The sequence below is a fragment of the Sanguibacter keddieii DSM 10542 genome, assembly GCF_000024925.1.
Lineage (GTDB): Bacteria > Actinomycetota > Actinomycetes > Actinomycetales > Cellulomonadaceae > Sanguibacter > Sanguibacter keddieii.
In genome coordinates this window covers 2146997-2159711 of record NC_013521.1, presented here as the reverse complement: position 1 = coordinate 2159711, position 12715 = coordinate 2146997, and the positions used below count along the sequence as shown (strand labels likewise).

Below are 12715 nucleotides of genomic sequence, written 5' to 3'. Positions count from 1 at the left end.
ACAAGGTAGCAGATTACCTAAGGTGTGTAGGCGCGGCAGAGCGCGACACGGCAGGGCACGACACGGCACGGCAGGGCAGAGCGGGGGCCGACGCACGCGCTTCGCTAGGGTGCTCTCGTGACCGCGTCCACGCTCCACCAGATGGTCTTGTTCCTGACCTCCGTCGACGAGGCCCGGCTCGGCGAGGAGCTGGTCTCGCACATCCCCGCGCTGCGGTTCGTCGACAGCGCGCAGGGAGACGACACCGCGACCCCGGAGATGCGCACCTCGCTGGCCGGCTGCCGGGGCCGCCTCGTCACCCTCGTGGACACGAGCATCGTCTCCGAGGGTCGGTTCCACGACGAGTACGTGGTCCGGCACCCGGCTGGGCACCGCTGGACCTACGCGATGGTCGGGACCGGCCTCGCGAGCCTCCTGCGTCAGGGCCCCACCTCGGGTGGTCTGCTCAACAGCGAGCTGCGCGCGTCGGTGCCTCGCGGCGACCACGCCACCCCGGCCTTCGTCGCCGAGCTGGAGCGCGTGGTGCGCGCCGGGGCCCGGCGGGTGGTCCCCGTCGACCCCGAGACGGGCGCGGTAGGACGCCGCGCCGACCGCCGGCTCCTCGCCTGGCCCGACGCCGCTGCCAGGTACGACGGCGGTGACGAGGGCGTCCTCGTCAACAGCGCGACGGCGTGGTTCGTCGCCAAGCAGGGCTCCTGACCGCACGATCCACGAGGTGTCGGCGTCGTGAGCTCTGAGTCGAGTCCAGGCCACCTGAGGCAGTAGACGGATGCCGGGGATCGTGTGTTGCCGCTGAGCCGCAGGTCCCACGATGAGAACTCACGATGTCCTCATGCTGAGATTCCGTTTGCTCAGCCCGGCGGGCCACGGCTACCGTCTGTCTCGACCACAGACCGCGCGCGTCTCGCTGGACGAGACAACCCCGATGGAGAGGACTGCCGATGACCAGCTCGACCCACGCTGCGCACACCGACGGCACTCTCGCCGGACGCGGTCCGTCCCTCGCGGAGCCGCACAGCTGTCGAACGTCCTGTCGACCTCATCTGCGCCGTCCCCGCGTCCTGCAGGCTGCCTAGCCCTCCTGCCCGGCTTCCCCGCCCACGCCCCGGTGCTCTTCCCCGCCATGGTGTGGCCGCTGCCGCCCGACGTCACCCTCGTCGCGCGACGTCCATGCCCTGAACCCCCAGGACCTCCCGATGTCGCTCGCCGAACGCCCCTCGCGCCCCGCCTCGCCGGCGACGCCCGCGCAGGCTCCCGCTGTCCACGCGCAGGCCGCCCAGACGGTGACCCTGCGCCACGTGCACCGCACCTTCGCCACCCCCGCCGGTCCGCGAGCGGTCCTCGCCGACGTCGACCTCACGATCACCGCCGGTGAGATCGTCGCCGTCCTCGGCACCTCGGGCTGCGGCAAGTCGACCCTGCTGCGCCAGGTGAGCGGCCTCGACACCCCGAGCACGGGGGAGATCCTCATCGGGGAGACCGCGGTCCACGGCGTCGACGACCGCACGGCCGTCGCCTTCCAGGAGCCGCGGCTGCTGCCCTGGCGCACGATCGCTCAGAACGTGCGGCTCGGTCTGCCGCGCGGCACATCCAAGTCCGCCGGGGCTGCGCGCGTCGCCGAGCTGCTCGAGCTGGTCGGTCTCACCGCCTCCGCGGACCTGCGTCCCCGGCAGGTCTCGGGCGGGATGGCCCAGCGCGCCTCGCTCGCGAGGGCCCTCGCCCGCAACCCGGCGGTCCTGCTCCTCGACGAGCCCTTCGGTGCGCTCGACGCGCTGACCCGCCTCAAGATGCAGGACCTCCTGCTCACCGTGCACGCCGCCGAGCCCACCACGGTCGTGCTCGTCACCCACGACGTCGACGAGGCCCTCGTCCTCGCCGACCGGATCGTGCTGCTCCGCACCGTCGACCCGGCAGCCGACTCAGCCCCGGACGGCGCTCGCTCCGTCCGGGCCGTGATCGACGTCCCCGGCGCTCGTCCCCGCGACCACGCCGACGCCGAGCTCGCCGCCCTGCGCACCGAGCTCCTCAGCGGCCTCGGCGTCCCGGCCCGGGTCGCCGGTCCCTCGCACACCCAGGCACCGCACACCCCAGCACCTCACGTCGCGGCTCCCGCGGCGTCAGACACAGCATCAGCAGCACCCACGACATCACACGTCCCCACCGAGGAGTCCGCATGACCATCCACCCGCTGCGCGCAGCGTCCGCCGCCCTGCGCACCAAGACCACGCTGCGCAGCAAGCCCGTGCTGTCCCTGTCCGCCGTGGCCCTGGCCGCGACCCTCGCCCTCACCGGGTGCGTGGCCGGAGAGGGCAGCGCTGCCGACTCGGGCTCCGGCACGACGGGTGACGCCGAGGGCTGGAGCGACGACAGCCTGTCGATCGACTTCGCGACCTACAACCCGCTGAGCCTCATCATCAAGGACCAGGGCTGGCTCGAGTCGACCCTCGGCGACGACGTCGAGGTCACCTGGGTGCAGTCCGCCGGGTCGAACAAGGCCAACGAGGCGCTGCGCGCCGGAGTGGTCGACGTCGGCTCGACCGCGGGCTCGGCTGCGCTGCTGGCCAAGTCGAACGGGTCGCCCATCTCCTCGATCTACGTCTACTCCCAGCCGGAGTGGGCCGCGATCGTCGTCCCGGCCGACTCGTCCATCACGTCGGTCGCCGACCTCGAGGGCGCCTCGGTCGCGGCGACCAAGGGCACCGACCCGTACTTCTTCCTGCTGCAGGCCCTCGACGAGGCCGGCCTGAGCGTCGACGACGTCGAGGTGCAGAACCTCCAGCACGCCGACGGCAAGGCGGCGCTCGAGAGCGGCGCGGTCGACGGCTGGGCCGGTCTCGACCCGCTCATGGCGACCAGCGAGATCGAGGCGGGCTCGAAGCTGATCTACCGCAACGTGGACTTCAACACCTACGGCCTGCTCAACGCGACCGACGAGTTCCTCACCGAGAACCCGGACCTCGCCCAGGTGGTCGTCGACGCCTACGAGAAGGCCCGCCTGTGGGTCGAGGAGAACCCGGACGAGGCCGTCCAGATCCTCGCCGACGCCGCCGGGATCGACTCGGCGATCGCCGAGAAGGTCCTCACCGAGCGCACGTCCTTCGACATCGACCCCGTCCCGGGCGACGCTCAGCGCAAGGTGCTCGAGGTGGTCGGCCCATTCTTCGTCGAGGCCGGCGACGTGGACGACCAGAGCCAGATCGACACGGCTCTCGACGAGCTCCTCGACCCGTCGTACGCGACCGCGGCCGACCCGTCGACCATCGCGGACTGACCGCACGCTCTGCCCGCGGCACCGCCCGCACGCGAGCCACCGCGCCGCCGCCCGTCTCGACCTCACCCGATAACCCCTGATCCCCGAGGAGCCCACCATGACCGCGACCAGGACAGGTGCGACCCCCGAGGTGAAGGGCGCGCCGGACAGCAGGGTCGAGACGGGCGCCACCGCTCCCGGCACTAACCCCGCCCCACGGGGCTCGGCCCGACGCCCTGCCACCGGCCCGGGCCGCTGGCGTCGTGTCGCCGTCGGCGCGATCCTCCCGCTCCTGGTGCTCGCCGCCTGGACCTGGGTGACCGAGACCGGCCGTGTCCCGGCGTACCGGCTGCCGTCGCCGGAGTCGGTGTGGTCCGCGGCCGTGGACCTGGCTCAGCGCGGCCTGCTGGGCCAGTACGTGGCGATCTCGACGCAGCGCGTCCTCATCGGCTTCGCCATCGGGGCGGTGATCGGCCTGCTGCTCGGTGCGGTCGTGGGGCTCTCGCACTGGGCGCGCGGCCTGCTCGCACCGTCCTTCGACGGCCTGCGTGCCGTGCCGTCGCTCGCCTGGGTGCCGCTGCTGGTGCTCTGGGTGGGCATCAACGAGGACTCCAAGATCATCCTCATCGCGATCGGGGCGTTCTTCCCCGTCTACACGACGGTCGCCGGGGCGCTCCGGCACGTCGACCCGCACCTCGTCGAGGCAGGGCGCGCCTACGGCCTCAGCGGGCCGCGGCTGCTCGCCCAGGTGCAGCTGCCGGCCGTCGTCCCGTCGGTCCTCGCGGGCCTGCGCCTGGCGCTCGCGCAGTCGTGGCTGTTCCTCGTGGCGGCCGAGCTGCTCAACTCGTCGATGGGCCTGGGGTTCCTGCTCGTCGACTCGGGCCAGAACGGCCGGGTGGATCGCATGATCCTCTCGATCGTCCTGCTCGCCCTGCTAGGAGGCCTGACGAACGCCCTCGTCGGCCTCGCCGAGAAGTACCTGCTGAGGACGTGGTCATGACCGAGACGATCCGCACGAGCCCGACGCCTGTCGCGAGCGAGACCGCGCCCGGGCCGTTGCAGCCTGGGGGATCGTCGTCGATCTCGGTCGTCCAGACCGAGGACCGCACCTACCCGGCGCCGCAGGCCTTCGCTGAGAAGGCCAACGTCGACCGGGCCGAGCACGACCGTCTGCTCGCCGAGGGGGAGCAGGACCCGGTCGGGTTCTGGGAGCGTGCGGCTGGCAGGCTGCGCTGGGACACCCCGTGGCACACGGCACACACCTGGTCCCCGGCCGTGCCGGTCGAGGGCGGCGAGGAGGGCGAGCTCACCGTCCCCGAGGCCCGCTGGTTCCTCGGCGGCCGGCTCAACGTCGCCGTGAACTGCGTCGACCGCCACGTCGACGAGGGGCGAGGCGACAAGGTCGCGATCTACGCCGAGGGGGAGCGCGGCGACCGCCGGGCCATCACCTACGCCGAGCTCCAGGACGAGGTGTCCCGCGCGGCCAACGCGCTCACCGCGCTCGGCGTCGGCGAGGGCGACCGCGTCATCGTCTACCTGCCGGTGATCGCCGAGACCATCGTCGTGACCCTCGCGATCGCCCGCATCGGCGCGATCCACTCGCTCGTCTTCGGCGGGTTCTCCGCGGAGGCGGTCCGGTTCCGCGTCGAGGACACCGGTGCCAAGCTCCTCGTCACCAGCGACGGCCAGTTCCGCCGCGGCGCGGCCGTCGAGGTGAAGTCGGCCGCCGACGCCGCGGTCGCCGGTCTCGACCACGTCGAGCACGTGCTCGTGGTCCGCCGCACCGGTCAGGACGTCGCCTGGACCCCCGGGCGCGACGTGTGGTGGCACGACGTCGTCGACACCGCGAGCCCGGTCCACGAGGCGCGGTCCTTCGACTCCGAGACGCCGCTGTTCATCATCTACACCTCGGGCACGACGGGGAAGCCCAAGGGCCTGCTGCACACCAGCGGCGGGTACCTCACGCAGGCGTCGTGGACGCACTGGGCGCACTTCGACGCCAAGCCCGACGACGTCCACTGGTGCACGGCCGACCTGGCGTGGGTCACGGCGCACACCTACGAGATCTACGGGCCGCTGGCGAACGGCCTCACCCAGGTGATCTACGAGGGCACGCCCGACACCCCGAGCCGCACGCGGCACCTGGAGATCATCGAGCGGTACGGCGTCACCACCTACTACACGGCGCCGACGCTCATCCGCACCCTCATGACGTGGTTCCCGGACGGCCTGCCGCCCGAGCACGACCTGTCGAGCGTGCGCCTGCTGGGCACCGTCGGCGAGGCGATCAACCCCGAGGCGTGGGTGTGGTTCCGCGAGCAGCTCGGCGCAGGGACCGCCCCGGTGGTCGACACGTGGTGGCAGTCCGAGACGGGCGCGACCATGATCGCCCCGCTCCCGGGGTCGAGCACCCTCAAGCCCGGCTCGGCCACCCGACCGTCGCCCGGTCTGTCCGTCAAGGTGGTCGACGAGGCCGGTGCCGAGGTCCCGTACGGCTCGGGCGGGCGCCTGGTCGTCGACCGGCCCTGGCCCGGGATGGCCCGGACCATCTGGCGGGACCCGCAGCGCTACCTCGACGCGTACTGGCGCACCTACGCGGGTGCTGGCGCCGACGGCCAGGGCTACTTCCTCGCCGGCGACGGAGCGTCCTACGACGCCGACGGCGACATCTGGCTGCTCGGTCGCCTCGACGACGTCATCAACGTCTCCGGCCACCGCCTCTCGACCATCGAGATCGAGTCGGCGCTCGTCGCGCACCCGGGGGTCGGCGAGGCCGGCGTGGCCGGGGTCGACGACCCGGTGACCGGCCAGGCCATCACGGCCTTCGTCATCCCGTCGCGGGCACCTGCCGCCCTCGACGACACGGCGGCCTGGCGCGCCGCGTCGGCCGCCGTCCAGGACGAGCTCCGGGCGCACGTCGCGACGGCCATCGGCCCGGTGGCCAAGCCGCGCCGCGTGGTGCTCGTGCCCGACCTGCCCAAGACGCGCTCTGGCAAGATCATGAGGCGCCTGCTCGCCCAGGTGCACGACCGCACCACCCTCGGCGACGTGACGTCGCTGCAGAACGCGCACGTCCTCGACCAGATCCACCACCTGCTGCACGGCGAGGAGAACGTCCCGGTGCCGCAGCCCGACCTTGCGCAGCAGACCGAGCCGGCTCAGCAGGAGCAGCACGACGAGCACGACACGCAGCACCACGCGACGAAGGAGCTCTCTCGATGACCGACCGCCAGTGGGGTTTCCGCACGAGGGCGCTGCACGCCGGGGGCGTCCCCGACGCCGCGACGGGTGCGCGCGCCGTGCCGATCTACCAGACGACGTCCTTCGTGTTCTCCGGGACCGACGACGCCGCGAACCTCTTCGCGCTGCAGAAGTACGGCAACATCTACTCCCGCCTGGGCAACCCGACGGTGGCGGCGCTCGAGGAGCGCATCGCGTCCCTCGAGGGCGGCATCGGCGCGGTCGCGACGGCGTCGGGGATGAGCGCGGAGTTCATCACCTTCGCGGCGCTCGTGGGGGCCGGTGACCACGTGGTGTCGTCCGCGCAGCTCTACGGTGGCACCGTGACCCAGCTCGACGTGACCTTGCGACGCTTCGGCGTCGAGACGACCTTCGTGCCGGGCACGGACCCTGCCGACTACGCGGCGGCCATCCGGCCCGAGACCAAGGTGCTCTACACCGAGGTCGTCGCGAACCCCTCCGGCGAGGTGGCCGACCTGGCCGGCCTCGCCGAGGTCGCGCACGCCGCGGGTATCCCGCTCGTCGTCGACTCGACGCTCACCACGCCCTACCTGAGCCGCCCGATCGAGCACGGGGCGGACATCGTCATCCACTCCGCCACCAAGTTCCTCGGCGGGCACGGCACCACCCTCGGTGGTGTGGTCGTCGAGAGCGGGCGGTTCAACTGGGGCAACGGCAATTTCCCGCAGATGACCGAGCCCGTTGCGTCGTACGGCGGCGTGCAGTGGTGGGAGAACTTCGGCGAGTACGGCTTCCTCACCAAGCTGCGCTCGGAGCAGCTGCGCGACATCGGGCCGTCGCTCTCGCCCCAGTCGGCCTTCACGCTGCTCCAGGGCGTCGAGACTCTGCCGCAGCGCATGGACGCCCACCTCGCCAACGCGCGCGCCGTCGCCGAGTGGCTCGACGCCGACCCGCGCGTCTCGTACGTCAGCTGGGCCGGCCTGCCCGGCCACGTGCACCACGACCGCGCGCAGCACTACCTGCCGACCGGCCCGGGGTCGGTCTTCGCCTTCGGTGTCGCCGCCACCCCCGAGGTCGACGGTCGCACCGCGGGCCGACGGTTCATCGAGGCGCTGCAGCTGGCCAGCCACCTGGCCAACGTGGGGGACTCCAAGACCCTGGTGATCCACCCGGGCTCGACCACCCACCAGCAGCTCTCGGCCGAGCAGCTGGCTGCGGCGGGCATCACCGAGGACCTCGTGCGCATCAGCGTGGGCCTCGAGGACGTCGACGACATCCTCTGGGACATCGACCAGGCCCTCACCGCTGCGACGGCAGTGCCGGCCGAGGTCCCGGCGCAGGCGTCGACGAGCGAGGCATCGGCGAGCCAGGCATCGACGACCACCGAGGTGTCCGCATGACCGCCGACCACACAGCCCGCACCTGGACGGGACCCAGCGCCCCCGAGCGCCTCGCCCTGCTGCGCCGCACGACGTCGGTCGCGATCGTCGGTGCCTCCGCCAACCCGTCCCGCGCGAGCTACTTCGTCGCGACGTACCTGCTGTCGAGCTCGCCGTACGACGTGTACTTCGTCAACCCGCGGGCCACCGAGATCCTCGGGCGCCCCGTCTACCCGTCCCTCGACGCGCTGCCGGTGGTCCCTGACCTCGTCGACGTCTTCCGCCGCCACGACGACCTCCCGACCGTCCTCGACGAGACGATCGCCGTCGGTGCCAAGGCCCTGTGGCTCCAGCTGGGCTCGTGGCACGAGGACGTCGCCCGCCGCGGCCAAGAGGCCGGTCTCGACGTGGTCATGGACCGCTGCCTCAAGATCGAGCACGCCCGCTTCCACGGCGGCCTGCACCTCGCCGGCTTCGACACCGGGGTTATCAGCTCGCGGCGGTCGCTAGGCTGAGCTCGTTCGCCTGAGCTCGCTGGGCTGAGGTCGTAGGGCTGAACCCACTGCTGCTGAAGACGGGGCGCGAGCGGTACGGCCGGATGCCTACCCCTCGCGCCCGCCCGCTGCTTGACTGGGTGCATGACCTACGAGGCACTCCACATCTCTCAGCCCGTCGACCGCCCGGCCGCCGAGGTGGCAGCGTTCGCCGGTGACCCGCAGAACCTGCCACGGTGGGCTGCAGGCCTGAGCTCCGGCATCCGCGAGGACGACGGCAGGTGGGTGACGGACTCACCGATGGGCACCGTCGAGGTGCGCTTCACGGGCCCGGTCGAGCACGGCATCCTCGACCACGACGTCGTCCTCCCTGACGGCACGGTGGTCCACAACCCGCTGCGCGTCCTGCGCAACGGCGACGGCAGCGAGGTGGTCTTCACGCTCTACCGTCTGCCAGACGTCGAGGACTCGGACTTCGAGCAGGACGCGACCACCGTCCGCGGTGACCTGGCGAGGCTCCGGGGGGTCCTCGAAGCCGACGCCTGAGCGTCGAGATCTCCGGGATCAGGCGCTCGGGGTGACCGCCGCACCGCCCGCGACCCCGCCTGCCCCCTCGACTCGACCCTGGCTCGCCGCCCAGCTCGACAGCAGCTTGAGCGCGTCGGCCGACGGGGTGCCGGGGACGGCGTTGTAGATGGTCAGCGTGTGCCCAGGGTCGCTGGGCAGCTCGATCGAGTGGTACATCAGCTCGACGACGCCGACCTCGGGGTGGTTGAAGGCCTTGGTGCCCGAGTGGTGCAGACGGACCTCGTGCGCGGCCCACATGGTGCGGAACTCGGCGCTGTGCGTCGAGAGCTCGCCGACGAGGGCCTGCAGCTCGCGCTGGTGGGGCTGGCGACCGAGGGCCATGCGCAGCAGCGCGACGCAGGTTCGGGCTGCGCTCTCCCAGTCGGCGTAGAAGTCGTGTGCGGTGGGCTCGAGGAACGCGAAGCGCGAGAAGTTCGCTCGACCGTCGGTGACCGTGTCGAGCATGGGGGAGAACATCGCCCGGGCCAGGTGGTTCATCGCGGTGATGCCCAGGTAGGGGTTGCCGACGACGGCGACCGCGTCGGTCATCGAGTCGACCATCCACTGCAGGCTGGGCCGCGGCACCGGCCCACCAGGCCGGGTGCGAGCGGTGGCGCCGGTGCGTCGGCACGTGGCGCGGACCAGGTCGTAGAGGTGGACGTGCTCGGCCTCGTCGAGCTCGAGCACGCGGGACACCGCGTCGAGCACCGAGTCCGACGGGTTGACGACCTTGCCCTTCTCGAGGCGCACGTAGTAGTCCGTCGAGACCCCCGCAGCCATGGCCACCTCCTCCCGGCGCAGCCCCGGGACCCGGCGGGTGCCGTGAGACACCAGGCCGACCTGCTCTGGGGTGATCCGGGCGCGACGAGTCATGAGGAAGTCACGCAGCTCCTCCGGGTTCTTCATACCGTCGAGTGTAGGGAGCGGCGCTGCGCGCAGCAGCCCACCGGGTCTCGCAGAGGGGGGTACGACAGGACCCCCCTCTCAGGTCGCGGCCGACCGCTCGGGCACTGCACCATGGAGATCAGGCCGACGACGTGACGCGTTCCCGTCGTCCGCGCCCACCACACCTCGTCTCACCGGATGGAGCCCCCATGCCCACCACAGTCTCCGCGTACGCAGCGACCGCACCCGACCAGCCGCTCGAGCGCACCACCATCGAGCGCCGCGACGTCGGCCCGCTCGACGTCCGCATCGACATCAAGTTCGCCGGCATCTGCCACTCCGACATCCACACCGCCCGCGGCGAGTGGGGCGGCGTCCAGTACCCGATCGTCGTCGGGCACGAGATCGCCGGCGTCGTCGCCGAGGTCGGCTCCGACGTGACCAAGTACGCGGTCGGCGACCGCGTCGGCGTCGGCTGCATGGTCAACTCGTGCGGTGAGTGCGAGCAGTGCCAGAAGGGCCTCGAGCAGTACTGCCTCAAGGGCAACATCGGCACCTACGACGGCACCGACGTCGACGGCACGCCCACCCAGGGCGGGTACTCCCAGCAGGTCGTCGTCACCGAGAAGTTCGTGCTCCGCATCCCCGACGGCCTCGAGCTCGATGTCGCCGCACCGCTGCTCTGCGCCGGCATCACCACCTACTCGCCCCTCCACCACTGGGGAGCGGGCCCGGGCACCAAGGTCGCCGTCGTCGGCATGGGCGGGCTCGGCCACATGGCCGTCAAGCTCGCGCACGCCCTCGGTGCTGACGTCACGGTGCTGTCGCAGTCCCTCAAGAAGCAGGAGGACGGTCTGCGCCTCGGCGCTGACCGCTACTTCGCGACGAGCGACCCCGAGACCTTCACCGAGCTCGCGAGCTCCTTCGACCTCATCATCAACACGGTGAGCGCCGAGATCGACCTCAACGCCTACCTCGGCCTCCTGGCCGTCGACGGCACCATGGTCAACGTGGGCGCACCGCCCACCCCGCTGCCGGTCCAGGTGTTCTCGCTCATCCCGTCGCGCCGCTCCTTCGCCGGGTCGGCCATCGGCTCCATCGGCGAGACCCAGGAGATGCTCGACTTCTGCGCCGAGCACGGCATCGGTGCCGAGATCGAGGTCATCAACGCCGACCAGGTCAACGAGGCCTGGGAGCGCGTCCTCAAGTCCGACGTCCGCTACCGGTTCGTCATCGACACGTCGACGCTCGTCTGACACCAGCACCACGAAGTGAGCCGCAGGAGCCCGGGACGCACCACGCGTCCCGGGCTCCTGCCCGTCTGAGGGCTCTGCGCTGGCGCGAGTGTGGACTCAGCGCTGATGCGAGGCAGGGGCCGCCGCTGCGCCGAGCTCGGCCACGAGGGCAGCCTCGTCCGCCGACGCGAGACCGGACCGGCGCTCGCGGTCCACGCCACGTGCAACCTCGTCGTCGAGCGTCCGGCGCAGCGTGTCGACGAGCGGCCGCACCGTCCCACCAGCCGCGAGGTAGGCGGCGTTGCTGCGCCGCGCGAAGCCGGCGTCCTCCACCGGGATCCACAACGGCAGCGACCGTGGTCCGGCCCAGTACCGGACGTCGTGGTCGAGCAGCCACGGGTCGTCCGCCTCGACGATCTCGCCCTCGAAGCCGGTGACGTCGCGGGCCTGCGAGAGGAGCTCGGCGAAGCTGTGCGGGTGGCCGACCGCGTCGACGACGCCGGTCGTCCCGTCCGACCCGGCACGCACGACGAACCCGGCGAGGTCACCGACGTCGATCACCTGGACGTACCGACCGGCGGCCGTCGGCGAGAGCACCGTCCCACCCCGGGAGAGCCGCGCGACCCAGTAGCCGAACCGGTCGCTCGGGTCACCGGGCCCGGCGATCAACCCCGGGCGGACGACCAGCAGCCGGCTGCCCACCCGCGCGGACGTCGCCCGCTCAGCAGCGACCTTCGCCTGCCCGTAGTCCGTGAGGTCGACCGGCTCGACCACGTCCGCGGACTCGTCGGCACCGGGCACGTCGGTGCGTGCGTAGACGGACACCGTCGAGACCAGCGTCCAGTGCCGGGCGCGGTCCGCGAGCGCGTCGAGCGCCGAGGTGACGAGCGGCAGGTCGTAGGAGAGCTCGACGACGTGGTCCCACTCGCCGTCGAGAGCGTCGTAGGCGCCGGGCTGGGCCCGGTCGGCGACGACGAGCCGAGCGCCGTCAGGTGCGCTGCCGGAGGTGCCGCGGGCGAGGCAGACGACCTCGTCGCCGCGGGCGACCGCCTGCCGGGCGATCTCGTGTCCGAGCCATGCCGTGCCGCCGAGGATGAGGGTGCGTCGCATGGGCCTAGTGAACACGACGGGCTCTGGTGGTGGTGCGTCGTCTGCTCAGGGCAGAGGAGGTGCGGACGGGGCCGGTCGCGGGAGGCGGAGTGCGCGCGTCTACAGCTCGCGCAGCATGGTGTCGGACCCGCCGTTGCGCCCGACGACCACGAACCCGTGCCGCTCGTAGAGGGCGCGGGCTGCGACGTTCCCGTCCTCGACGCTCAGGCTCAGTGCACGCCAGCCCTGGGCACGTGCCTGGTCGAGGTGACCGGCGAGCAACGCCGACCCGACCCCACGACCACGGTGGGCGGCACCCACGCCCATCCCGATCTCAGGCACGTCGTCGGCCACGAACCCGTAGCCCGGGGCCTCGGCGGGCAGCGCCCGCGCCCAGACGGCCCCGAGCGGACGGTCGTCCTCGTCGAGCGCCACGAGCCCGAGGTCGCCGGGCTGCTGCCAGCCGCCGAGGTACCGGACCGTGTGCTCGTCGGCGCGGACCTGCTCGCGGGTGAACCGTGCGGTGCCGTCCCAGGTGAACGCCTCGTAGAGCATGTCGTGCAGCAGGTCGAGGTCCTCGTCGGTCGCGTCTCGTAGCCTCATGCGAGAGATCGT

General features: G+C 72.0%; 12 protein-coding genes. 9 read left to right on the top strand and 3 right to left on the bottom strand.

Translation table 11 applies throughout. From position 1 onward, the window contains the following. The first annotated feature begins 117 nt into the window (after window positions 1–117). The 8 genes from SKED_RS09505 to SKED_RS09470 all read left to right on the top strand — a co-directional run bounded on the left by SKED_RS09505 (window position 118) and on the right by SKED_RS09470 (window position 8870). Window positions 118–699 carry a hypothetical protein gene (locus tag SKED_RS09505; protein ID WP_012866932.1) on the top strand — a complete coding sequence of 194 codons (582 nt, stop codon included), beginning with the start codon at window positions 118–120 and terminating at the stop codon, window positions 697–699. A 497-nt stretch (window positions 700–1196) separates the two neighbouring features. After that, window positions 1197–2177 (top strand): ABC transporter ATP-binding protein, encoded by a 981-nt coding sequence (locus SKED_RS09500; protein ID WP_012866931.1) that lies wholly within the window; start codon window positions 1197–1199, stop codon window positions 2175–2177. Beyond that, window positions 2174–3271: an aliphatic sulfonate ABC transporter substrate-binding protein gene (locus SKED_RS09495; RefSeq protein ID WP_012866930.1), complete on the top strand. Its 1098-nt coding sequence runs from the start codon at window positions 2174–2176 to the stop codon at window positions 3269–3271. Before SKED_RS09500 ends, SKED_RS09495 begins: the two co-directional genes overlap by 4 nt. 97 nt (window positions 3272–3368) lie before the next feature. Beyond that, window positions 3369–4250: an ABC transporter permease gene (locus SKED_RS09490; RefSeq protein WP_012866929.1), complete on the top strand. Its 882-nt coding sequence runs from the start codon at window positions 3369–3371 to the stop codon at window positions 4248–4250. Continuing rightward, the gene (gene acs / locus SKED_RS09485) at window positions 4247–6472 is read left to right on the top strand and encodes an acetate--CoA ligase (RefSeq protein WP_012866928.1); all 2226 of its coding nucleotides are present in this window, start codon (window positions 4247–4249) and stop codon (window positions 6470–6472) included. Before SKED_RS09490 ends, acs begins: the two co-directional genes overlap by 4 nt. Beyond that, on the top strand, window positions 6469–7851 hold the full coding sequence (locus tag SKED_RS09480) for an O-acetylhomoserine aminocarboxypropyltransferase/cysteine synthase family protein (protein ID WP_012866927.1): 1383 nt from the start codon (window positions 6469–6471) through the stop codon (window positions 7849–7851). The genes acs and SKED_RS09480 overlap by 4 nt, the downstream gene beginning before the upstream one ends. Next, on the top strand, window positions 7848–8345 hold the full coding sequence (locus tag SKED_RS09475; protein ID WP_012866926.1) for a CoA-binding protein: 498 nt from the start codon (window positions 7848–7850) through the stop codon (window positions 8343–8345). The genes SKED_RS09480 and SKED_RS09475 overlap by 4 nt, the downstream gene beginning before the upstream one ends. A gap of 123 nt (window positions 8346–8468) precedes the next feature. Then, on the top strand, window positions 8469–8870 hold the full coding sequence (locus SKED_RS09470) for a polyketide cyclase (protein WP_012866925.1): 402 nt from the start codon (window positions 8469–8471) through the stop codon (window positions 8868–8870). 18 nt (window positions 8871–8888) lie between these two features. On the opposite strand, the gene SKED_RS09465 is transcribed toward SKED_RS09470, so the two are convergent. After that, entirely contained in the window at window positions 8889–9797 is a 909-nt protein-coding gene (locus SKED_RS09465) for a helix-turn-helix domain-containing protein (RefSeq protein WP_012866924.1), read from the bottom strand. Window positions 9798–9985: 188 nt separating this feature from the next. Between SKED_RS09465 and SKED_RS09460 the strand changes: the two genes are divergently transcribed. Further along, window positions 9986–11032 (top strand): NAD(P)-dependent alcohol dehydrogenase, encoded by a 1047-nt coding sequence (locus SKED_RS09460; RefSeq protein ID WP_012866923.1) that lies wholly within the window; start codon window positions 9986–9988, stop codon window positions 11030–11032. Window positions 11033–11128: 96 nt separating this feature from the next. On the opposite strand, the gene SKED_RS09455 is transcribed toward SKED_RS09460, so the two are convergent. Both SKED_RS09455 and SKED_RS09450 read right to left on the bottom strand, forming a co-directional pair. Next, window positions 11129–12121, bottom strand: coding sequence for an NAD-dependent epimerase/dehydratase family protein (locus SKED_RS09455; RefSeq protein WP_012866922.1), 993 nt, complete (start codon window positions 12119–12121; stop codon window positions 11129–11131). A 99-nt stretch (window positions 12122–12220) separates the two neighbouring features. Continuing rightward, window positions 12221–12703 carry a GNAT family N-acetyltransferase gene (locus tag SKED_RS09450; RefSeq protein WP_012866921.1) on the bottom strand — a complete coding sequence of 161 codons (483 nt, stop codon included), beginning with the start codon at window positions 12701–12703 and terminating at the stop codon, window positions 12221–12223. Window positions 12704–12715: the final 12 nt, after the last annotated feature.

Coding starts and splice junctions, on each gene's coding strand:
- SKED_RS09500 (WP_012866931.1), top strand. CDS start 1,197: ATGTCGCTCGCCGAACGCCCCTCGCGCCCCGCCTCGCCGGCGACGCCC.
- SKED_RS09495 (WP_012866930.1), top strand. CDS start 2,174: ATGACCATCCACCCGCTGCGCGCAGCGTCCGCCGCCCTGCGCACCAAG.
- SKED_RS09490 (WP_012866929.1), top strand. CDS start 3,369: ATGACCGCGACCAGGACAGGTGCGACCCCCGAGGTGAAGGGCGCGCCG.
- acs (WP_012866928.1), top strand. CDS start 4,247: ATGACCGAGACGATCCGCACGAGCCCGACGCCTGTCGCGAGCGAGACC.
- SKED_RS09480 (WP_012866927.1), top strand. CDS start 6,469: ATGACCGACCGCCAGTGGGGTTTCCGCACGAGGGCGCTGCACGCCGGG.
- SKED_RS09475 (WP_012866926.1), top strand. CDS start 7,848: ATGACCGCCGACCACACAGCCCGCACCTGGACGGGACCCAGCGCCCCC.
- SKED_RS09470 (WP_012866925.1), top strand. CDS start 8,469: ATGACCTACGAGGCACTCCACATCTCTCAGCCCGTCGACCGCCCGGCC.
- SKED_RS09465 (WP_012866924.1), bottom strand. CDS start 9,797: ATGAAGAACCCGGAGGAGCTGCGTGACTTCCTCATGACTCGTCGCGCC.
- SKED_RS09460 (WP_012866923.1), top strand. CDS start 9,986: ATGCCCACCACAGTCTCCGCGTACGCAGCGACCGCACCCGACCAGCCG.
- SKED_RS09455 (WP_012866922.1), bottom strand. CDS start 12,121: ATGCGACGCACCCTCATCCTCGGCGGCACGGCATGGCTCGGACACGAG.
- SKED_RS09450 (WP_012866921.1), bottom strand. CDS start 12,703: ATGAGGCTACGAGACGCGACCGACGAGGACCTCGACCTGCTGCACGAC.